The sequence below is a fragment of the Arthrobacter paludis genome, assembly GCF_056782315.1.
In genome coordinates this window covers 33,839-53,488 of sequence record NZ_JBXAEW010000014.1, presented here as the reverse complement: position 1 = coordinate 53,488, position 19,650 = coordinate 33,839, and the positions used below count along the sequence as shown (strand labels likewise).

The window sequence follows — 19,650 nt, the reverse complement described above, 5'->3', positions numbered from 1 at the left end:
TGGGCTGAACGTCCCCGACCCGAAGGAGCCCGCCGTGAGCCAGAACGCCGTCCGCGACTTGGAAGCCGTCCTCGACATCGACCACGCGGCGGCCGCCGCGCTCTTCCTCGAGGGCCGCACCGCCAACACCTTCTCCGCGGATCCCGTCCCGCGCGAGAAGCTGGAGGCCATCTACGAACTGGCCAAGATGGGGCCGACCATGATGAACAACCAGCCGCTGCGGATCACGTGGGTCGAGTCCGGCGGGGCCCGGGAGCGGCTCGGCCAGCACCTGCTGCCGGGCAATGCCGCCAAGGCGCGGACCGCACCCGCCGTCGCCGTCCTCTCCTACGACCCGCAGTGGCACGAGCACTTCGGCACGTTCTTCCCCCACGCCCCCGAGCGGCGGGAGATGTTCGAGGGCAACGAGGCGCTCCGGATCGAGACGGCCAGGAACAACGCGTGGCTCCAGGCGGGCTACTTCATCATGGCGGTCCGCGCCGTCGGGCTGAACGCCGGGCCGATGGGCGGGTTCGACGCGGCCGGGATCGACGCCGAGTTCAACGCGGAGACCGGCCACCGCTCGTTCCTCGTCGTGAACGTCGGCACACCGGGCGAAGAGCCCTGGTTCGACCGCCTCCCGCGGCTCGAGGCCGCGACGGCCGTCCGCTCCGTCTAGGAGCCGCCGCCGGCGGGCTTGCCGTACAGCGGCGGGATCACGTCCTCGTCCACGCCCTCGGCCAGGGGCGGCGAGTCCGGATCCGGCGTGCCGAGGCTGTGGATGAGGGCCTCGCGGGCGCCCTCGGGCTTCTCCTGGGATTCCATGGCGGTGGGCTCCTTGCATCGGTCGGGGTGTTTTCCCGCCACCGTACCGAGCCCGCGGCGGCGGGTGAAGAGGCGTGTCCGGAACGTGATCCGGGCCGCGGCCGCGGGTGCCGCGCGCACCCCTGTCCGCGCGGCGGGCCCGGTGCTAGGTTGGCCGCATCCCGTACCCGCAGGAAGGATGCCGAGTGCCCGCAACCCCCGCTGGCGCCCCCGAGGGGGCCGGTCCGCGCACGTTCGGAGTCGAGGAGGAGATGCTCCTCGTGAACCGCCGGACGTTCCGGCCGACGCGTGGCGCGCACGCCACGATCGAGAGCTACCTCGCGGAGCACGGGACACGGCCGGCGGCGGGTGCCCCCGAGCTGACCCTGGAGGTCAAGGAGGAGCAGATCGAGGTCGTCTCGCCCCCGGCGACGAGCCTCGCGGACCTCGAGCGCAGCATCCGCCGCGGCCGCCGCATGGCGATCGACGCCGCCGCCGCGGCCGACGCGACCGTGGCCGCCCTGGGGACCTCGCCCTATGCGGAGCAGGCGCACGTCGTCCCGAACGAGCGGTACCTGCGGATGGCGGAGAACTTCGGCCGCATCCTCGAGGAGACGCTGACCTGCGGGTTCCACGTGCACGTCGCCGTGTCCGGCCTCGAGGAGGGCGTCGCCGTCCTGGACCGGATCCGCGTGTGGCTGCCGATCGTCCTCGGCCTGAGCGCGAACTCGCCCTTCTGGCACGACGCCCCCAGCGGGTTCGCCAGCTACCGCTACCAGGCCTGGGGGCGCTGGCCGACGACGGGCCCCAGCGGCATCTTCGGCTCCGCCCAGGCCTACCGCGACCGGGTCGCCCTGCTGATGGACTCGGGCGTCCCGCTCGACGAGGGCATGGTCTACTTCGACGCCCGCTACTCGGACAAGGTCCCCACCGTCGAGATCCGGGTCGCCGACGTCTGCACGGACGCGCACCACGCCGCGACCCTCGCCGCCACGATCCGCGCCCTCGTCGAGACGGCCTCCCGCCGCTGGCGCGAGGGCACGGCGCCCGACCAGACGACGGCGGACGTGCTGCGCGTCTGGCACTTCCAGGCGAGCCGGGCCGGCGCCCGCGGCCCGCTCGTCGACGCCCGCACCCGGCGGGCCGCCACCGCGCAGGACGCGGTCGCGGGCCTGCTCGAGCACATCGGGCCCGCCCTGGACGCCTTCGGCGAGCGCGACGCCGTCGAAACCGGGCTGCGGGACATCCTCGACAGCGGCGGGGGAGCGGACGCGCAGCTCGCCGCCTTCCGCCACCGCGAGCGCCTCGAGGACGTCGTCGCCGACGTCGTGGAGCGCACCGCCGGGTAGAGTGTCCGGCGGCGGTCCACCGGCCGCCCCGCGGAAGACCGGAAGTCCCGCGGCCGGACGGCACCTCGGAGGCAGTGTGGGATCGGAACGCGGATGGTTCGCTGAGCGGGTGCTCCCCGGGGGTGACGAGCCCGACCCGCGGTTCACCCTCGCCAACGAGCGCACGTTCCTGGCCTGGATCCGCACGTCCCTGGCGTTCGTCGCGGGCGGCGTCGCGCTCGAGGCCTTCGCCACCGCCGCATTCCCCGGGCCGCTGCGCCACGGGCTCGCCGTCGCCGTCGTCGCCATCGGCATGCTCATCGCGGCCGGCGCCGCGTTCCGCTGGGTCCGCGTGGAGGCCAGCATGCGCCACGGGCGCCCGCTGCCGCTGCCTCCCATCGTCCCGCTGCTCGGCCTGGGCGCGGCCGTCGCCGCGGCCGTGACCGTGGCGATGATCCTCGCCGCCTGATGCCGGTCCGCCCGCACCCCGACGCCGGCCTGCAGCCGGAGCGCACCGTCCTGGCGTGGGGCCGCACCACCGTCTCCTTCTTCGTGGCCAGCGCCGTGTTCCTGCGCTGGCTGCCGCACTACGGGCTCGGCATCGTCCTGCTCGTCGCGCTCGCCGGCCTCGCGGCCCTGGCGATCTACGCCACGCAGCGCGCCCGGTACGCCCGGCACGCGGCCGGCATCGTCGCCGGCCGGGCCCGGGCCGATGCCGTGGCGGTCGCCTGGATGGCCGCCGCCGTCGTGATCCTCGGCGCCGTCGCGATCTGGCTGGTCGCGTCGGACTGACCCCGCGCGCCGGCGTCCTCCCCTGCGCTACGCTGGGATTCGAAGACGTGTTCTAGGGAGGTGCCGTGCTCGAGGCCAGCGGTTTCCCGTCCCCGGCGCGGGACTACTTCACCGGCGGGATCGACCTGAACCGGCACCTGATCCGGGACCACACCTCCACGTTCATCCTGCGCGTGGACGGCAACGCGCTGGCCGCCTCGGGGGTCTGCGACGGGGACGAGATCATCGTCGACCGGGCGCTCGAGCCGCGCGACGGCTCCGTGGTCGTCGCCGTCCTCGACGGGGAGTTCGTGCTGCGGCGGCTGCGGCTCGGGCCGGCCGGCGCGGCGCTCGAGGCGGACGACGGCGGCGCGCCGCTGCGGGTCGCCGGGCTGGCGGAGCTGACGGTCTGGGGCGTGGCGACCCGATGCCTGCACCGGCTGTGAGCGGCCCCCGCGCCGCGGCGCCGATCGCGCTGGTGGACGTCAACAACTTCTACGTCTCCTGCGAGCGCGCGTTCGACCCGCGGCTGGAGGGGCGCCCGGTCGTGGTGCTCTCCAACAACGACGGCTGCGTCGTCGCCCGCTCGGAGGAGGCCAAGGCGCTGGGGATCGCAACCGGCGCCCCGTGGTTCCAGGTGGCGCCGCACGCCGCGGCGTGGGGGCTGGTGGCCCGGTCGAGCAACTACGAGCTGTACGGGGACCTGTCGGCGCGGACGATGGAGGTCATCGGCCGGTTCGGCACGTGGCAGGAGGTCTATTCGATCGACGAGTCCTTCCTGGGCCTGCCGGCGGCGGACCCGGCCGCGCTGGCCCGCACCGCCGCCGAGGTCCGCCGCGCGGTGGCCCGGCACGTCGGCGTGCCGGTGTGCGTGGGGGTCGCGCGGACGAAGACGCTCGCCAAGTTCGCGAACCACGTTGCCAAGCGCAACCCCGGCATGGACGGCGTGTGCGTGCTGGACGGGATGCCGCCGGGCGAGGTGGAGCGGATCCAGTCCCGGGTCCCGGCGACGGGCCTGTGGGGCGTGGGCCGGCGGACGGGGGAGCGGCTGGCCGGGATGGGGATCGACACCATCGCCGACCTGCGCGCCGCCGACCCGCTGGCCATCCGGAAGCGGTTCTCCGTGGTCCTGCAGCGCACGGTCCTTGAACTGAACGGGACGCCGTGCCTGCCGCCGCTGTCCGAGCGGGCCGACAAGCAGCAGATCATGTTCTCGCGCAGCTTCGCGGTACCCGTGGCGGACCCGGCGGAGATGGACCAGGTCATGGCGGTGTACGCGCAGAAGGCCGCGGCCCGGCTCCTGGCCGACGGGCTGCGGGCATCCGTCCTGACCGTCACCGCGGGGACGAGCCGCTTCGCGTCCGGGGAGGCGTCCAACCCCTCCGCCTCCGTCGCGCTGCCGCGGCCCACCGACGACCCGATCGTCCTGACCCGCGCCGCCGTCGCCGCGATGCGCGGGCGCCTGGCGCCCGGGGCGTCCTACGTGCGCGCCGGCGTGCTGCTCTCCGGGCTGGAGCCGGCCGCGGGCGTGCAGGAGGCCCTGGCCGGGTTCGGGGATCCCGCGGCGGGCCCGGGGGAGGACGACGGCGGCGCCGGGCTCGGGGGCGTCCTCGGGGCAGTGCGGGCCCGCTTCGGGGAGAGGTCCATCGGACTGGGGCCCGGCGGGATGGCCGAGCCCGCCGCGTGGACCATGAAGCGGGAGTTCTCCTCGCCGCGGTACACGACCGAGTGGTCCGACCTGCCCCGCGTCCGCGCCTGACGTGTCCTCCCGAGCGCGGTGCCCATAGGATGGCCGGGACAGCGCAACCTACGAAAGGACCACCGATGAGCCTCTCCAACGCGCTTCTGCGGGGCGTCTCCGGCGCCTACCTGGTGCAGTCGGGCTACGGCAAGATGAACATGCCCGAGGAGGCCGCCGCCGGCCTGCAGCAGTTCGCCGCGACGGGCATCCCGCAGATCGACGACCTTGACCCCAAGACGTTCGGGAAGATCGTGACCTACTCGGAACTGGGCATTGGTGCCGCGCTGCTGGCCCCGTTCGTGAACAAGCGCCTCGCCGGCCTGGCGCTCGGCGTGTTCTCCGCGGGACTGCTCTCGATGTACTTCCGCAACCCGGAGATGACGCAGGAGGATGGCGTCCGCCCGTCCGAGCAGGGCATGGCCCTGTCCAAGGACGTGTTCCTGGCCGCCATCGCCGGCGCCCTGGTGCTGTCCCCGGTCAAGCGCCGGAAGAAGAAGGCCAAGAAGCCGCTCGCCACGGCCTAGCCGCCGCGCGCACGGCATCGGCCGGTCCCGGGATCGCCGGGGCCGGCCGATGCCGTTTCCGCAGGCGGCCCCCGGTCGGGGAGCCGCACCGCCGGTCCCGCGGCTAGCGCAGCAGGGCCGCCGCCTGTTCCGCCACGAGCGCGACGCCCAGGCCGACCATGATGACCCCGCTGGCCAGCGTCACGGCGCGGGCCGCGCCGGGCCGCGAGCGCAGCAGCCGCCGGGCCCCGAGCGCGACGCCCGAGTAGACGCCGACCGACACCGCGAAGTGCAGCAGCCCCAGGGCCAGCGTCTGCCCCGGGACCGGCAGGGCGGCCGCCGGATCCACGAACTGCGGGATCAGGGCCAGGTACAGCAGGAGGGCCTTCGGGTTGGTGCCGCTCGTGCCCAGGCCCTTGAGGAAGGCCTGGCGGGAGGCCAGTCGGTCCGCCCGCCGCGTCTGCCGCGCCGGGTGGCGCTCGAGGACGGCGGCGGCCGCGTCGGCCCTCCTGGGGGAGGCCCCGGCTGGTGCCCCGCCCGCCGCCCCGCGGGCGGGCGCCGGGACGGCCGCGGCAGCGGCCGCGTCACCCGCGCCCGCCCCGCCGTCCGCGGCCGGCTCCGCGGCGAAGCCCGCCGACCGCCACGAGCGCACGGTCGAGGCCCCGAGCCACAGCAGGTAGCCCGCGCCCAGGAGCGTCAGCAGCGCGAGCAGCTCCGGCCGGGCCGCGATGAGCGCCGCCAGTCCGGCCACGATCAGCGCGGTGTGCAGCAGGTACCCCGCGCAGAGGCCCGCCACGGCCGGCGCGATGCGGCGGGCGCCGAGGCCCGCGGCGATCGAGTACGCCCAGTCCGCGCCAGGGGTCATGGCCAGGGTGACGGAGACGGCGGCGAAGCCGAGCAGCTGGTGGGGATCCATGGCCCCGACAGTAGGCGGAAACCGGCGAAATGTGCTCTCCGATTCGATCCCCAATCCGCCCGTATGCGATATGTTCTTTGCGTGATCGACAGCATCGACCGGGAAATCTTGCGCCAGCTCCAGCGGGACGGGCGAATGACGGCCACCGCACTGGCCGAGCGGGTCGGCCTGACCGTGGCCCCGTGCCACCGCCGGCTGCGCGAACTCGAACGCTCGGGAACGATCACGGGCTACCAGGCCGTGGTCGACCCGAAGGCCGTCGGGCTCGGCTTCCAGGCCCTCGTCTTCGTCACGCTCCGCGACCGCCAGCACCTGCTGGACTTCGAGGAACAGGTCGGGGCGATCCCCGAGGTCGTCGAGGCCTCGCGGCTCTTCGGGGAGCCCGACTTCCTGCTGCGCGTGATTGCGGTGGACCTCCCGTCCTACCAGCGCTTCTACGACGAGGTCCTCGTCGGACTCCCGGGCGTCGAGAAGCTGACCTCCACGATCGTCATGAAGAACGTCAAGGACGGCGCGGCCCTCCCGCTGTAGCCCCGGTAGACTGGTGGAGGCCGGTGGGGGACACCCGGCCGCGAGACGTCCGGGGGGAACACCACACCATGAACACTCCACCGCGCCCTGGCGCGCCCGCGCGCCGTCCTGGCCGCGCCGCCACGCTCGCCACCGGCGGGACCGTCGGGCTGCTGGCCCTCTGGGCGGCCGCCGACTCCGGCATCGGCGCCGCGCTGATCCTGATCTCCGTGGTCCTGGGCGCCACCGCCCTCTACGCCCTCGTCTTCGGCCGGCGGACCTGGGCCCGCATCCCGGGCCGGGCCTCCGCGGCGCGCGTCCTGGCCGGCAGCGTCGCCGTCACCCTGGTCGGGGGCGCGCTCGTCGGACTGACCGCCGCACCGGGCGGGGCCGACCCGGACCCGGCCGCCGCGACCGCCCCGGCCCCTGCCTCCGCGCCGGCCGGTTCCGCCGCGCCGGCCCCGACGACGTCGGCGCCGCCGTCGTCGCCGCCTGCGCCCACCCGGGCACCCGCGCCGGCGACCAGCGCGTCCGCCCCGGGCCCCAGGGCCACGCCCACGCCGCGGCCCCCGCGCGCCCCGGCGGCCGGGACCGCCCTGGCGGTGCTCGCGGACCTGCCCGTGAAGGGCCGCGCCCCGAAGACCGGGTACGAGCGCGAGCGGTTCGGGCAGGCGTGGCTGGACGTCGACCGCAACGGCTGCGACACCCGCAACGACATGCTGCGGCGGCAGCTGACGGACATCGTCTTCGCCAACTCCGTGCCCTGCAAGGTCGCCTCCGGAACGCTCGACGACCCCTACACCGGTGCCGTGATCGGCTTCGTGCGCGGCCAGCGCACCAGCACCGCCGTCCAGATCGACCACGTCGTGGCCCTCTCGGACGCGTGGCAGAAGGGCGCGCAGCGGCTCGGCCCCGGCGTGCGGGCCGCGTTCGCCAACGACCCGCTCAACCTCCAGGCCACGGACGGGCCGACCAACGCGCGCAAGGGCGACGGCGACGCGGCCACGTGGCTGCCGCCGAACAAGGCGCACCGCTGCGCCTACGTCGCCCGGCAGATCGGGGTCAAGCACAAGTACGACCTGTGGGTCACGGCCGCCGAGGGCGACGCGATGCGCCGCGTCCTCGCCGCCTGCCCGCAGCAGCGGGTGCCGGCCGGGGCGGCCGCCGCCGTCGTGCCCGCGCGCGGCGTCCAGGACCCGGGGCCCGCGCGCACCGGGGCCCCGGCGACGACGTCGCCGCGTCCCTCCGCCCCGCGGACGACGGCGGCGCCCGGAGCGGGGACGTCCGGCGGGGACGTGTACTACAAGAACTGCAGCGCCGTGCGCGCCGCGGGCGCCGACCCGATCCGGGCCGGCCAGCCCGGCTACGCCCGGCACCTGGACGGCGACGGCGACGGGGTCGGCTGCGAGTAGGCCGCGGCCGGGCCCGGCCGCGCGGGGCGCTCAGCGCACCACGGTGTAGCGGGCGCAGGCGAAGTCCCCGTTGCGCTCGACCTCCTCGAGCCGCAGCTCCACGTGCGCCGGCAGCAGGGGCGCGCCGGCGCCCAGGGCGACCGGGGCGTACTGCACCCACAACTCGTCGAGCAGCCCGGCCGCGGCGAACTGGGCCGCGACCCCGCCGCCGCCCACAACCCAGCGGTCCGCGTCGCCGGCGGCGTCGGTCATCCGCGCGTGCAGCTCCGGGACCGGCTCCGCGGTGAAGCGGACGTCCCCGCCGTCCGGCGCCTCGAGGTCGGTCCGGTGGGTGAGGACCCAGCACGGCATGGCGTAGGGCCAGGGCCCGTCGTCGTGCTCGCGGACCCAGCGGTAGGTCGTGGACCCCATGGCCATGGCGCCGACCCCCGCGATGAACCCGTCGTAGCCCTGGGTCCCCGCGGAGGAGTCGATGGCCCGGGTCAGCAGCCAGTCCAGGGAGTGCTCGGGGGTGGCGATGAAGCCGTCCACCGACGAGGCGGTGAAGAAGATCGTCCGGCCCATGCCGGAAGTGTAGGCCCGCCAAGGCCCGGCGTTAATGCCGGCCGGACCCGGCCCGCTCACGGTGGAGGCGTCGGGCGCCATGTCGGAGGCGTGAGTGGTTAAACGCGGGCGGCGCCCGGGCGGGAGGATCCTCCCGCCCGGGCGCCGCCGGGGCGCCGGGCCTACTTGCGGCCCTTGGCGGTCGTGAACTCGACGACCTCCGCGCGGCCGCCGTCGCCGTTCTCCCCGGAGAGATCCCCGGTGGCGTTGTGGTAGTGCAGCACCAGCGCCTTGTCGCCCGAGGGCTTCTTGACCCTCGCGGTGAGCGTCTCACCCTCCTGGGCGGTGTTCACGGTGCCGCCGTTCGGGAAGAAGACGTCCGGCTTCAGCGGATTGAATCCGATCCAGTCGGTGGAGTCGACCGGGACCATGTTCCCCGCGGCGTCGGTGTTGTACCAGGAGTACGTGGACACCTGGTAGCTGATCGGCGCCGAGTCCCGCTCCGGGTCCACGCCGAGGGCGCTGAAGGACACTGGCAGCGACGCGACGTTCGTGTCGAACGTGTTCGTGTCCACGCCGCCGAACACATCGTTCAGCCCCCGGAGCTCCACCTGCGTCCCCGTGGCCAGGTCGTACGTCGCGACCAGGTCGAGGTCCGCGTCCGGGATATTCGTGGTGAACGTGACGAAGTCCGCCTCCCGGTCCCCGTTGGTGTCGATGAGGACCTCGATCGCAGTGCCGCCGGCCAGATGGGCCCAGTTGCCCCAGGTGCTGACCCCGAAGCTCACCGCGCCGTCCTCGCGGCCGGCCGTGGGCACGGTGGACAGCGCGCCGACGTACTGCAGGTCCATCTCCCGGGCGCCCGGGACCTCGTCGGCGGTGGCCGGGAGCCGGTCGGATTCCGCGCCGAGCTCGAACGCGGACAGCAGCGACCGGTACTGCGCGGCCCCGTCGCCCTGCAGGATGTCGCGGCCCTCGAGGGTGAGCGTCGCGGTCTTGGTGCGCGGACTGACGACCCCGTCGCCGAGGCTCAGCTCCGACGTCGGCTTCGGCGCGGCCTGGACGGGCACGCGCAATTCCGGACGCTCCGCCGCCGTCAGCTTGATCCAGCCGGTGGCGTCCGCGAGCCAGGCGCGCGGCACGCCCAGGTGCAGGCGGTCCATGGTCGGGTCCTGCGTCTTGGCCAGTTCGTCCGGGTCGACGCGCAGCGTGATGGACAGCGTGGCCTCGCCGCCGGCGGGCACGGTCACGGAGTCGTCGCTGAGCCGGTACTCGACGCCCGGCATCGCGGTCGCCGCGGCGTAGGACGCCGCGTATGTCACCGACTCGTCGGAGTCGTTGCGCACGGTCACCTCCCGCGTCGCGGTGTACCGGTCAGCGCCGGCCTCGATGACGCCGAAGACGACCGACGTCAGGTCGGGGCGCTCGGCGTCGAACGCGATCGCGGGCGTGGACAGGGCGGAGTCCGCCATGACGCGGCCGGAGCCCACGCGCTGCGGGCCGTACACGTCGCCGTCCGCGTCGCGGACGTCGGCCGCGGCCGTGTTCATGACCCGGGCCTTGATCTCCGCGGGCGTGTAGTCGCCGGAGGCGGCGACCAGGGCCGCAATACCGGCCACGTGCGGGGTGGCCATCGACGTGCCCGTCATGGCGGCCGGCGCGTCGCCGGTGCCCACGGCGGCCGAGCCGATCATCGTGCCCGGGGCGGCGACGTCCGGCTTGACGATCCCCTCGGAACCGTGGACGCCGCGGGACGAGCTGGTGTTCAGGGTGTCCAGCGCGTCCGAGGGTGCCGCCGTCGTCGCGATCAGCGCGGGGTCGAGGCGGACGGTCAGCGTGCCGGCCTCGGCGGCCGGACGCAGCGCGTCCGAGGACTCGTTGTTCAGTTGCGCGCCCGGGATGGTCGCGTTCCCGGCGATCCCCGCGTCGAACACGCTGCGCGGGGAGTCGAGGATGACGCCCGCGCCGCCGGCGGCCTCCACGTTGTTGAAGCGCTGGCCGGAGCCGCAGGGGAACCCGGATTCGTTCTCCCACTGCAGCCAGACCCACTTGCCGCCGAGGTCGGTGTCGAAGGCCTGGCACCCGAACTCGTTGCCGGCCGGGGCCATGACGACCTTGCCGGTCAGCTGCTCCGGCGTCGCCGCGGCGTAGTCGAAGTTCACGGAGTACTGGCCTGCCTCCGTGCCCTGCACGGACTCCGGCGACAGGACCTCGACGCCGGTCAGCGTGATCTGCGAGCCGATGGAGTTGGCGACGGTCAGCGAGGACGCCGCGTTGCCGGGCGCGCCGCCGACGTCGGTGACGTCGGACGCGTTGCCGGAGGCGACGACCGAGAGGACGCCCTGCCGGGTCAGCTCGTTGACGATCGCGTTCTCGGGGTCGTCGACGGGGGAGTGGTCCGAGCCGAGCGACATGTTCACGACGTCGGCGCGGTCGGCGAAGTCGCCGTCGTTGTTGGGGTCCAGGACGAAGTCCAGCGCCTGTCCCACGACCGCCGAGGATCCGGCGCAGCCGAACACGCGGAGGCCGACCACCTGTGCCTCGGGCGCCGTGCCGGGTCCGATGCGCATGGCGCTGACCTGCTCCGCCGTCAGCGACTGGTAGTCGCCGGTGAAGGTGGAGCCGTCGGCGTTGACGCCGTAGCCGGCGGCCGAGCCGGCGACGTGCGTGCCGTGGCCCGCCGTGGCGCAGTCCAGGGGGTTGGGGTCCGGATGCGGGACGGGCTGGAACGCGTCCGAGGACGGGTTCGCGTTGTAGTCGTCGCCGACCAGGTCCCAGCCCCCGATGAACTTGGCCGGGTCGCGGAGCCCGGACTCGGCGGAGGGAAGCTCCGCGGACGCCTGCGCCTCCTCGTAGGCCTCGAGCGTGCCCGGGCCGCCGAAGTCGGCGTGGGTGTAGTCGACGCCGGTGTCCAGCACGGCGATCGTCACGCCGTCGCCCGTCTGGTCGAGGCCCTGCCACGCCGCGAGCGTGCCCGTGTCGACGACGGCCCCCTTGTTCGTGGGCTTCTTCGGCACGATCGCGCTGATCTCCACGACGTCCGCCCGCTGGGCGAGCGAGCGCAGCGCCTCGGCGTCGCCGCGCAGGGCCACGCCGGGGATCGTGTTCGTCGTCGTGTAGATGACGTCCGCGTCGGCCTGACCGGCCGCGGACTTGCCCTTCGACTCGATGGCCCGGCGGATCTCCTTGACCCGCTCCTTGGCCTTGACGGGCTGGCGCTTGCCCTGAGCGACGGCGTCGGGCTGCGTCTGCTCGAACGCCCCCTCGCCGGCGAAGCGGACGTACACGGAGACCTGGCCCTGGGCGGTCTCCAGCGGGCCGGTGACCTTCACCCCCTCCAGGGCCTCGCCCGTGAGGGCCTGGGACGCGCCCCGGGCGTCCTCGGTGGTGGGTGCCGCGGCGGCGGGCAGGCCGAGCGTGGCCGCCAGGGCCACCCCCGACGCCGCCGCCACGACGCTCCGCGCCAAGCGCGGGCGGTGCGAGTTGATCATGATGCTCCTCGGTGGCACTGGATGGGGGAGCGCCGGGTCCGCCGCACAGCGGGATCCGGCTACAGAGCGCTCCTGGGGAAAAGCTTAAGTGACGGACTTCACTTGTCAAGGGATCGTTTGACAAGTCGGTGTTTGACAGGAAAACGACAAAAAACCGGCCCCGGATCTGTCAATCCGGGGCCGGTGTGTGGAGCGGGGAGGGCTAGCGCGGGCCGCCCTGCCACAGCGCGTCGAACGGCGCCGCGGACGCGACGCGGTTCCGGATGCCGGCGGTCACGAACTCCTTGGCCCGGCGCGCGGCGTCGAGCGGGGCGGCGCCCTGGGCGAGCTCCGCCGCGATCGCCGCGGCCAGGGAGCAGCCGGCGCCGGAGACGGCGGCCTCCCCGACCTTCGGCGCGCTGAGCACCTCGGTGGTGGCGCCGTCGTGGAAGACGTCGACGGCATCGGCCCCGGCCAGACGCACGCCGCCCTTGGCCAGGACGGCGGCCCCGCTGGCCTCGTGGATGCGCCGGGCGGCCTCGGCGAGGTCGTCGACGGTGGAGATCGCCATGCCGGCCAGGGACTCCGCCTCGAAGTGGTTGGGCGTGACGAACGTCGCCAGCGGCAGCAGGCTGGCCTTCAGGGCCTCGTCGGTGTCCAGCGCGTGGCCGGGCTCCTGGCCCTTGCAGATCAGGACGGGGTCCAGGACCACGTGGCGCCACTGCTGGGACTTGAGCGCGGCCGCGACCGTGTCGATGGTCGCGGGCGAGCCCATCATGCCGAGCTTCACGGTGTCCAGGGACCCGGAATAGCAGGTCTGGATCGCCTCCAGCTGGTCCGCGATGACCTGGGACTCGACCGGAACGAACCGGTGGTTCCACCTCTCCTTGGGGTCGAAGGAGACGATGCACGTCAGCGCCGCGATCCCGTAGGTCCCGAGCTCCTGGAACGTCTTGAGGTCGGCCTGGGCGCCCGCCCCGCCGGTCGCCTCGGAGCCGGCGATCGTGAGCGTGAGGGAGGGCGCGGGGGCGTGGTCCGTGGCAGTCATGCGCCCCATTTTAGGCCGCGCGCCGCGGCTACCGGCCCTCCTGCGCCTGGGTGAGGAACTCGCGGACCAGCGGACCGGCCGTCTGTGCGCCGCCCTGGCCGTCCTCGACGAACGCCGCGACGGCGAGGTCGCCCTGGAACGCGATGACCCAGGCGTGGGCATTGCGCTCGGCGTCGTACTCGGCGGTGCCGGTCTTGCCGTGGACCGGTCCGCCCGGCACGTCGCCGAGGTACCGCTTCAGCGTCCCGTCGGCGACGACGCCGCGCATCAGGCCGCGCAGGTCCGCGGCCTCCTGGTCCGTCAGCGGCTGCGCCGGTTCCCCGGCCGCCGCGGAGGTTGCGGCGGCGCCCTCGGCGTCCCGCGGGGGGACCAGCACCGGTGCGACCCGCTCGCCGGCGGCGACGGAGGCGGCCACGGTGGCCATCCCGAGGACCGAGCCCTGCACGACGCCCTGGCCGATCAGGTTGGCCGCGTGCTCGGTTCCCGTGGAGTCCGCCGGAACGGAGCCCATGAACGCGTCGTACCCGGCCAGCTGGTTGCCGGTCAGCCCGAGCGACTCCGCGGCCTCGGCCACGTCCCCGGCCGGGACGTCGGCGGCGGCCCGGATGAACACGGTGTTGCAGGACTGCGCGACGGCCTCGGCGAAGGGGATCGAGCCGAGCGAGGACTCCGGGTAGCCGTCGTAGTTCTTGAACGAGCGGCCGTCCGCCGTCGCCGTCGGCGGGCACTGGACGCCGGTCTCCGGGGTCGTGCCGCCGCGGAGCATCGCCAGGGAGCTGACGACCTTGAACGAGGACCCGGGCGCGTAGCGGCCGAGCATGGCCGTGTTGTAGCCGGAGTCCTCGGGGCCGGACGCGGAGGCGAGCACGTGGCCGTCGGAGGGGCGGATCGCGACGAGCCCCGCCGGGACGTCGGAGTCGGCGACGACGCCGTCGGCGATGCCCTGCAGCTGCGCGTCGAGCGTGGTGGACAGGTCGCGCCCGGCGGTCGCGGCGGTCGTGAAGACCTCCTCGGGCCGCTGGGCGTCGCCGCCGTGGCGGGTGATGGTGGTGCCGGGGGTGCCGCCCAGCGTGTCCTGGTGCGCGGCCTGCAGCCCCGACAGCCCGACCCGGTCGCCGGCCTTCAGGTCACCCCCGGAGGCCTCGACCTGCTCGGCGGAGGCGTCCCCGACGGTCCCGAGCAGGGGCCGGGCGAACGCGCGGGTCGGGGCGAGCGGCAGCTCGTCCTCCTGGGTGGTGGCGCCGGGGATGGCGGCGATCTCGGCGTCGGAGGCGTCGCGGCCGGGCTCGTCGCGCAGCACGATCGCCTCGACCCAGGCCCGCTCGCCGGCGGAGGCGACGGACTCGGCGTAGGCAGCGGGGTCGATCCCGACGAGTTCGGCCAGCGCCCGCGCGGAGGACTCCCACTCGCCCTGGCCGACATGCGACTTGTCCAGGCCCACGCGCACCACGGGCCGCTCGGTGACGATGGCCTTGCCGTCGCCGCCGAGGATGTCGCCCCGGTCCGGCTGCGTCCGCGTCGCGTCCAGGTACCCGCCGGCGGCCAGTCCCGGGGCGAGCACGGCGGGCTCGTACGCCAGTTCCCAGCGGTCCTGTTCGCCGTCGAAGCGCAGCGGCGCCGTCGTTTCGTAGGTGTAGTCCCTGTCGCTCGCGTCCACGTCCCACGTGGTGCGCAGCGTGGCGTTCGCGGCCGGGGCGCCGTCGCCGTCGGCCTCCTCGACGCCGACGAGCTCGACCGTTCGCGCGATGCCGCCCATCCGGGCGAACGCGGTCTCCGCGTCCTGGCCGGGCTTCGCGTCCTCGGCGGCGAGCGGAACGGCCGAGAAGTCGCCGCTCTGCACCGCCTCGGCCACGGCGCGGGCGGCCTCGTTCGGGGAGGGGGTCGTGGAGCAGGCGGCCAACGGGGCCACCAGGAGACCCGTCAGGGTCAGGGGCAGGACCAGGCGGTAGCTGCGGCGCATGGCGCCATTATTCACGATCGCGATGGACGCCCGGTGACCGCCCGCCGGGCGCCGGCTGGGCAGCGCCCGGGCGCGGCGGGAGGTCCAGCAGGCGCGCGACCGGGTCCACCGACGGCAGGAGCACCCGCTCCATGTCGGCGAGCGTCCGGCCCAGGGGCACCATGAACCGCGCACCGCCCCCGGCCAGGCTCCGCCGCCACTTGCCGTAGTCGGCGTGCAGCACGTGCCCGTACGCGACGAGCCGGAACACCTCGGCCGCCGTCGGGCCCGGTCCCGCGGCCCCGGCCCCGGCCACGCCGGGCCCCGCCCCGCCACCCGCGCCCGTGCCCGCCGCCGGGCGGCCGGCCCGGGAGTGGACCAGCGCGAAGCCCTCGCGCAGGCGCCACGCCTCGAACCGGTACTCGAAGCCCAGCAGGCGCCGCCGGCGGGCCTCCGCCTCGACGGCGGCCGCGACGCGGTCCAGGTGGACCTGCGTCGCCCCGCCGAAGAAGAACTTGCGGATCAGGGCCGCCCGGACAAACCGGTGGTGGAGCAGTTCCGCGTCCGTCGCGCCCGGGTCGGCGTCGGCGTGGCGCAGCGGCGCGGTCGCGTCCCGGTACTGGGCGGCCACGTCCCGGAACAGCTCGAGCCGGTCCTCGTCGGTGGGCGGCTCGCGGTCCTCCGGGTCCCATTCGGCGGACAACATGCCCAGAGCATAGGCGCCCCGGTGCGAGAATGGGCCCCATGCCAGACACCCCCGCCACCGCCGCCCGGCCGCGCGCGCGGGCCGCCTTCGCGTCCGCGGGCGGCCCGTACTTCCCGGTCGTCCTGGCCCTGATGGCCGTCGTCGTGATCCTCTCCAACATCGGCGCGTCGAAGGGCGTCGCGTTCGGCCCGGTCCTCACGGACGGCGGCTTCTTCCTGTTCCCGTTGGCCTACATCCTCGGCGACGTCGTGTCCGAGGTGTACGGGTTCCGGGCCGCACGCCGCGCGATCCTGACGTCGTTCGCCCTGTCCGTGTTCTCCGTGCTCTGCTTCTGGGTGATCATCGCGCTTCCGGGCGCCGAGTGGTACGACGGGCAGGCCGCCCTCGAGCGCACCCTCGGCCCGGTGTGGCTGATCGTCCTCGCCTCGGTGCTCGGTTTCCTCCTCGGCCAGACCCTGAACTCGTGGGTCCTCGTGCGGATGAAGGAGCGCTTCGGGGAGCGGCGCCTGGTCGTGCGCCTGCTCGGGTCCACCGGCGTCGGCGAGTTCGCGGACACGCTGGTCTTCTGCTCCATCGCCGCGGGCGTCATCGGCATCGCGACCGTGCTGGACTTCCTGAACTACGTCGTCGTCGGCTTCCTCTACAAGTCCGCCGTCGAGGTGCTGCTGGTGCCGGTGACCGCCGCCGTGATCGCCTGGTTCAAGCGGCGCGAGCCGAGCTACGGGACGACGGCGGCGTAGCCCCGCGCGGGCCCGTGCGCCCGTCCCGCCGCCCGCCTACGCTGGGCGCATGGAGTTCCTCACCGCGGCGGGGCTCAGCTCGGCGGCCGGCCTCAACGCCTACATCCCGATGCTGGCCCTGGGCCTGCTGGACCGGTACACGCCGCTCGTGGACCTGCCGCCCGGCTGGGGGTGGCTGTCCAACGGGTGGATGCTCGTGCTGCTGGCCGTGCTGCTCGTGCTCGAGGTCGCGGCGGACAAGATCCCGGTCGTGGACAGCGTCAACGACATCGTCCAGACGCTCGTCCGCCCGGCGGCCGGCGGCATCGTCTTCGCCTCCGGGCTGGGGGCCGAGACCGTCACCGTGTCCGACCCCGACGCGTTCTTCGCCACCGACCAGTGGGTGCCGGTGGCCCTCGGCGTCGCGATCGCGCTCGCCGTCCACCTCGCCAAGATGGCCACCCGGCCCGTCCTGAACGCCGGGTCCGCGGGCCTCGCCGCGCCGGTCGCGAGCACCGCGGAGGACGGCCTCTCCGCCGGGCTGGCCCTGGCCGCGCTGCTGCTGCCCGCGCTGGTGCTCGTGCTCCTGGCCGCGGCCGTCGCCGCCGTCGTCTGGGCCGTGCGCCGCGTCCGGCGCCGGAATGACCCCGGCCCGCCCTGGCGGCGCTCCGTCGCGTAGCCGCGCCGGCGGCGGCTAGGCGCCCTGGGGGTCCGGTGCTCCCGCGTAGTACGCGGACAGGGTGCGCTCCTTGAGGTCGTGGAACCCGCCGTCCTCGATCGCGGCCCGGCACTGGTCGACCAGGCGCACCACGAAGCGCTCGTTGTGGATGGAGATCAGCGTGTGGGAGAGCATCTCCTTCGCCTTGTGCAGGTGGTGGATGTAGGCGCGCGAGTAGTGGGCGCACGTGTAGCAGTCGCAGCCCTCCTGCAGGGGCGTGAAGTCCGTCTTGTAGCGGGCGCCCGTGAGGTTGAAGCGGCCGTGCTCCGTGTAGAACGCGGACGTGCGGGCAACGCGGGTGGGGGAGACGCAGTCGAACGTGTCCGCCCCGTTCTCGATCGCCGTGAACACGTCGTCCGGCTCCGAGATGCCCAGCAGGTGCCGGGGCTTGTCCTCCGGCAGCTCCTCGGCGCACCAGCCCACGATGGTGCCCAGGTTCTCCTTCTCCAGGGCGCCGCCGATGCCGAACCCGTCGAAGCCCATGGACGCGAGGTCCCGGCAGGCCTTGCGGCGCAGGTCCTCGTACTGCGCCCCCTGGATGACGCCGAACAGGGCTTGGTAGGCCTTGCCCGCCCGCTCGTCCGTGAGCCGGAAGTGCTCGGCGACGCAGCGTTCCGCCCAGCGGCGCGTCCGCTCGAGGGCCTCCTCCTGGTAGCCGCGCGAGTTGTGCAGCGTGGTCAGCTCGTCGAACGCGAACATCACGTCAGCGCCCAGCCGGTGCTGCACCCGCATCGACACCTCGGGCGTGAAGCGGTGCCGGTCGCCGTTGAGGTGGCTCTTGAACCACACGCCGTCGTCGTCCACGTTCGCGAGGCGCTCCTTGCCGGGTGCGACGGCGTCGTCGTCGCCCGAGGAGTCGGCCTGCTTCATGTCGATGACCTTCTTGAACCCGGAGCCCAGGCTCATCACCTGGAAGCCGCCGGAGTCCGTGAAGGTCGGCCCCGGCCAGTTCATGAACCGCCCCAAACCGCCCGCGGCGTCCACGACCTCCTCGCCGGGCTGCAGGTACAGGTGGTACGCGTTGGCGAGCACCGCCTGCGCCCCCAGCTCCGCGACGGCCTCCGGCAGCACCGCCTTGACGGTGGCCTTCGTGCCGACCGCCACGAACGCCGGGGTCGCGATCGTCCCGTGGGGTGTCGTCAGCGTCCCCGTGCGGCCCAGGCCGACCGAGCCGTCCGGACGGGTCAGGCGCGCGCCGACCTCGAACGAGAAGTCGGACTGGCGGGGATGGGAGGGGGACACGGTCGCATCGGGCACCTTCCTAGTCTGCCCGATCGGGACGACGGCGGCGCCGCGCCCGCCCCGGGGCGGCGCGCGTCACGCACCCGCGTTCGCTTCCCCACAAGTGCCCCGGCGTGCGACGGCGATCGCTGTCGAGGGCGCCGTTCCGGCGTAGCGTGGCCGTGTGCGGCGCGGCCGCCCGCGGCACGGCCCCACCGAAAGGACGCATGGACAACCCCCTGAGTTGGCGGCACCTGGTCCGCCTCGGCCCCTCCGACGGGGACCACCGCGTGGCACTGCGCGCGGCCCTGGGCGTCTTCATCCCCCTCGCGGTCCTGATGGCCGCCGACCGGATCGACCTGGCGGTCTTCGCCATCTTCGGCGCGTTCACGGGCGTCTACGGCCGCGTTCCGGGCCACCGGGCGCGCCTGGTCCTGCAGGCGCGGGCCGGGCTGCTGTTCTGGATCGTGATCCTGGCCGGCTACCTGGCGTCGGCCCGCGTCGTCGAGCACGGGACCGCCGCCGGCGGGTGGGCGATCGTCGGGCTCACGACCGTCGTGGCGTGGGTCTGCTCCGTCGCCGCGGGGCACCTGCGGATCCGCCCGGCCGGCTCCCTGTTCCACATCTTCGCCTTCGCGGCCATCGCCTCCCTGCCCGAGCCGCCGCCGGCCGGCCAGGCGCTGGGCACCGCCGCCGCGACGATCGCGCTGGCCATCGCCATCGGCCTGTCCGGCTGGCTCCTGCCGCACCGGCGGACGCCCTGGCGCGGGGCCGAGAAGCCCGGCGTGAACCCGCTCGTGCGCACGGCCGTCTGGGTCGAGTCCATCGGGTACCTGCTGGCCCCCGGCCTGGCCGGCGTCCTGGCGCAGCTGCTCGCCCCGCTGCTGTCCACGGACCACACCTACTGGGCGATGGTCTCCGCCGTCGTGCCCCTGGTCGGCCACTCCAGCCGCCACCGCATGGCTCGGGGCCTCCACCGCGTGCTCGGCACGTTCGTCGGGCTCGGGGTCATGGCCGCCATCGTCCTCCTCTCGCCGAGCCCCTGGCAGACGGTGCTGATCATGGGGCTGGCCCAGTTCGGCGCGGAGATGCTCATCGCGCGCAACTACTTCTGGGCACAGGTCTGCGTCACGCCGCTGGCCCTGCTCGGGACCTCGCTGCTGACCGGGCCCGACCCGTCGCTGCTCTACGACCGCATCGTCGAGACGGTGGTCGGCTCCGCCGTCGGCGTCGCCGTCGCGCTCGCCGGGACCGCGTACGGGAACCGGCTGCGCCGCGTCGGGGTCCTGCCGGCCTAGGGCGCCCCGCGCCCGGGCCCCCCG

Annotated in this window: 20 protein-coding genes; 12 read left to right on the top strand and 8 right to left on the bottom strand. The window is 74.5% G+C overall.

All coding sequences use genetic code 11. From position 1 onward, the window contains the following. The first annotated feature begins 34 nt into the window (after positions 1–34). Positions 35–658, top strand: coding sequence for a malonic semialdehyde reductase (locus AC1Q5D_RS12910; RefSeq protein WP_481738865.1), 624 nt, complete (start codon positions 35–37; stop codon positions 656–658). On the opposite strand, the gene AC1Q5D_RS12905 is transcribed toward AC1Q5D_RS12910, so the two are convergent. After that, on the bottom strand, positions 655–804 hold the full coding sequence (locus AC1Q5D_RS12905; RefSeq protein ID WP_481738864.1) for a hypothetical protein: 150 nt from the start codon (positions 802–804) through the stop codon (positions 655–657). The genes AC1Q5D_RS12910 and AC1Q5D_RS12905 overlap by 4 nt on opposite strands. Before the next feature lie 185 nt (positions 805–989). Here AC1Q5D_RS12905 and AC1Q5D_RS12900 point away from each other — a divergent pair, with 185 nt between their 5' ends. From AC1Q5D_RS12900 to AC1Q5D_RS12875, 6 genes are all read left to right on the top strand, one after another. Next, positions 990–2,132, top strand: a complete 1,143-nt coding sequence (locus tag AC1Q5D_RS12900; protein WP_481738863.1) for a carboxylate-amine ligase — start codon at positions 990–992, stop codon at positions 2,130–2,132. Between the two features lie 109 nt (positions 2,133–2,241). Beyond that, positions 2,242–2,580 carry a YidH family protein gene (locus AC1Q5D_RS12895; RefSeq protein ID WP_481738862.1) on the top strand — a complete coding sequence of 113 codons (339 nt, stop codon included), beginning with the start codon at positions 2,242–2,244 and terminating at the stop codon, positions 2,578–2,580. After that, positions 2,580–2,903, top strand: coding sequence for a DUF202 domain-containing protein (locus tag AC1Q5D_RS12890; protein WP_481738861.1), 324 nt, complete (start codon positions 2,580–2,582; stop codon positions 2,901–2,903). Before AC1Q5D_RS12895 ends, AC1Q5D_RS12890 begins: the two co-directional genes overlap by 1 nt. A 65-nt stretch (positions 2,904–2,968) precedes the next feature. Beyond that, positions 2,969–3,328: a LexA family protein gene (locus AC1Q5D_RS12885; RefSeq protein WP_481738860.1), complete on the top strand. Its 360-nt coding sequence runs from the start codon at positions 2,969–2,971 to the stop codon at positions 3,326–3,328. After that, positions 3,310–4,641: a Y-family DNA polymerase gene (locus AC1Q5D_RS12880; RefSeq protein ID WP_481738859.1), complete on the top strand. Its 1,332-nt coding sequence runs from the start codon at positions 3,310–3,312 to the stop codon at positions 4,639–4,641. Before AC1Q5D_RS12885 ends, AC1Q5D_RS12880 begins: the two co-directional genes overlap by 19 nt. Positions 4,642–4,706: 65 nt before the next feature. Beyond that, positions 4,707–5,147, top strand: a complete 441-nt coding sequence (locus AC1Q5D_RS12875) for a hypothetical protein (RefSeq protein ID WP_481738858.1) — start codon at positions 4,707–4,709, stop codon at positions 5,145–5,147. 103 nt (positions 5,148–5,250) lie between these two features. Here AC1Q5D_RS12875 and AC1Q5D_RS12870 read toward each other — a convergent pair whose 3' ends face one another. After that, positions 5,251–6,042 carry a LysE family translocator gene (locus AC1Q5D_RS12870; RefSeq protein WP_481738857.1) on the bottom strand — a complete coding sequence of 264 codons (792 nt, stop codon included), beginning with the start codon at positions 6,040–6,042 and terminating at the stop codon, positions 5,251–5,253. Positions 6,043–6,123: 81 nt separating this feature from the next. On the opposite strand from AC1Q5D_RS12870, the gene AC1Q5D_RS12865 reads away from it, so the two are divergent. After that, positions 6,124–6,573 carry an Lrp/AsnC family transcriptional regulator gene (locus AC1Q5D_RS12865; protein WP_481738856.1) on the top strand — a complete coding sequence of 150 codons (450 nt, stop codon included), beginning with the start codon at positions 6,124–6,126 and terminating at the stop codon, positions 6,571–6,573. A gap of 68 nt (positions 6,574–6,641) precedes the next feature. Then, entirely contained in the window at positions 6,642–7,964 is a 1,323-nt protein-coding gene (locus AC1Q5D_RS12860; protein ID WP_481738855.1) for a GmrSD restriction endonuclease domain-containing protein, read from the top strand. Between the two features lie 30 nt (positions 7,965–7,994). On the opposite strand, the gene AC1Q5D_RS12855 is transcribed toward AC1Q5D_RS12860, so the two are convergent. From AC1Q5D_RS12855 to AC1Q5D_RS12835, 5 genes are all read right to left on the bottom strand, one after another. Continuing rightward, on the bottom strand, positions 7,995–8,528 hold the full coding sequence (locus tag AC1Q5D_RS12855; RefSeq protein WP_481738854.1) for a dihydrofolate reductase family protein: 534 nt from the start codon (positions 8,526–8,528) through the stop codon (positions 7,995–7,997). 161 nt (positions 8,529–8,689) lie between these two features. Next, positions 8,690–11,998, bottom strand: a complete 3,309-nt coding sequence (locus tag AC1Q5D_RS12850; protein WP_481738853.1) for a S8 family peptidase — start codon at positions 11,996–11,998, stop codon at positions 8,690–8,692. A gap of 202 nt (positions 11,999–12,200) precedes the next feature. Beyond that, entirely contained in the window at positions 12,201–13,025 is an 825-nt protein-coding gene (locus AC1Q5D_RS12845; protein ID WP_481738852.1) for a PfkB family carbohydrate kinase, read from the bottom strand. Positions 13,026–13,053: 28 nt separating this feature from the next. Further along, entirely contained in the window at positions 13,054–14,985 is a 1,932-nt protein-coding gene (locus tag AC1Q5D_RS12840) for a penicillin-binding transpeptidase domain-containing protein (RefSeq protein ID WP_481738851.1), read from the bottom strand. A 7-nt stretch (positions 14,986–14,992) separates the two neighbouring features. Continuing rightward, positions 14,993–15,670 carry a hypothetical protein gene (locus tag AC1Q5D_RS12835; protein WP_481738850.1) on the bottom strand — a complete coding sequence of 226 codons (678 nt, stop codon included), beginning with the start codon at positions 15,668–15,670 and terminating at the stop codon, positions 14,993–14,995. A 38-nt stretch (positions 15,671–15,708) separates the two neighbouring features. Between AC1Q5D_RS12835 and AC1Q5D_RS12830 the strand changes: the two genes are divergently transcribed. Together AC1Q5D_RS12830 and AC1Q5D_RS12825 are read left to right on the top strand one after the other, a co-directional pair. Further along, positions 15,709–16,410 carry a queuosine precursor transporter gene (locus tag AC1Q5D_RS12830; RefSeq protein ID WP_481738849.1) on the top strand — a complete coding sequence of 234 codons (702 nt, stop codon included), beginning with the start codon at positions 15,709–15,711 and terminating at the stop codon, positions 16,408–16,410. Between the two features lie 49 nt (positions 16,411–16,459). Further along, positions 16,460–17,068 (top strand): DUF4126 domain-containing protein, encoded by a 609-nt coding sequence (locus AC1Q5D_RS12825; protein ID WP_481738848.1) that lies wholly within the window; start codon positions 16,460–16,462, stop codon positions 17,066–17,068. Between the two features lie 15 nt (positions 17,069–17,083). Here the strand turns inward: AC1Q5D_RS12825 and tgt are convergent, their stop codons facing one another. Beyond that, on the bottom strand, positions 17,084–18,364 hold the full coding sequence (tgt, locus tag AC1Q5D_RS12820) for a tRNA guanosine(34) transglycosylase Tgt (RefSeq protein ID WP_481738847.1): 1,281 nt from the start codon (positions 18,362–18,364) through the stop codon (positions 17,084–17,086). A 191-nt stretch (positions 18,365–18,555) separates the two neighbouring features. On the opposite strand from tgt, the gene AC1Q5D_RS12815 reads away from it, so the two are divergent. After that, a complete protein-coding gene (locus AC1Q5D_RS12815) occupies positions 18,556–19,626 on the top strand; it encodes an FUSC family protein (RefSeq protein ID WP_481738846.1) in 1,071 nt (356 codons plus the stop codon). Positions 19,627–19,650 lie beyond the last annotated feature (24 nt).

Excerpts from the sequence above, each read along its gene's own strand:
- AC1Q5D_RS12905 (WP_481738864.1), bottom strand. The coding sequence starts at position 804 with ATGGAATCCCAGGAGAAGCCCGAGGGCGCCCGCGAGGCCCTCATCCAC.
- AC1Q5D_RS12890 (WP_481738861.1), top strand. The coding sequence starts at position 2,580 with ATGCCGGTCCGCCCGCACCCCGACGCCGGCCTGCAGCCGGAGCGCACC.
- AC1Q5D_RS12880 (WP_481738859.1), top strand. The coding sequence starts at position 3,310 with ATGCCTGCACCGGCTGTGAGCGGCCCCCGCGCCGCGGCGCCGATCGCG.
- AC1Q5D_RS12875 (WP_481738858.1), top strand. The coding sequence starts at position 4,707 with ATGAGCCTCTCCAACGCGCTTCTGCGGGGCGTCTCCGGCGCCTACCTG.
- AC1Q5D_RS12870 (WP_481738857.1), bottom strand. The coding sequence starts at position 6,042 with ATGGATCCCCACCAGCTGCTCGGCTTCGCCGCCGTCTCCGTCACCCTG.
- AC1Q5D_RS12860 (WP_481738855.1), top strand. The coding sequence starts at position 6,642 with ATGAACACTCCACCGCGCCCTGGCGCGCCCGCGCGCCGTCCTGGCCGC.
- AC1Q5D_RS12855 (WP_481738854.1), bottom strand. The coding sequence starts at position 8,528 with ATGGGCCGGACGATCTTCTTCACCGCCTCGTCGGTGGACGGCTTCATC.
- AC1Q5D_RS12850 (WP_481738853.1), bottom strand. The coding sequence starts at position 11,998 with ATGATCAACTCGCACCGCCCGCGCTTGGCGCGGAGCGTCGTGGCGGCG.
- AC1Q5D_RS12845 (WP_481738852.1), bottom strand. The coding sequence starts at position 13,025 with ATGACTGCCACGGACCACGCCCCCGCGCCCTCCCTCACGCTCACGATC.
- AC1Q5D_RS12840 (WP_481738851.1), bottom strand. The coding sequence starts at position 14,985 with ATGCGCCGCAGCTACCGCCTGGTCCTGCCCCTGACCCTGACGGGTCTC.
- AC1Q5D_RS12835 (WP_481738850.1), bottom strand. The coding sequence starts at position 15,670 with ATGTTGTCCGCCGAATGGGACCCGGAGGACCGCGAGCCGCCCACCGAC.
- AC1Q5D_RS12830 (WP_481738849.1), top strand. The coding sequence starts at position 15,709 with ATGCCAGACACCCCCGCCACCGCCGCCCGGCCGCGCGCGCGGGCCGCC.
- AC1Q5D_RS12825 (WP_481738848.1), top strand. The coding sequence starts at position 16,460 with ATGGAGTTCCTCACCGCGGCGGGGCTCAGCTCGGCGGCCGGCCTCAAC.
- AC1Q5D_RS12815 (WP_481738846.1), top strand. The coding sequence starts at position 18,556 with ATGGACAACCCCCTGAGTTGGCGGCACCTGGTCCGCCTCGGCCCCTCC.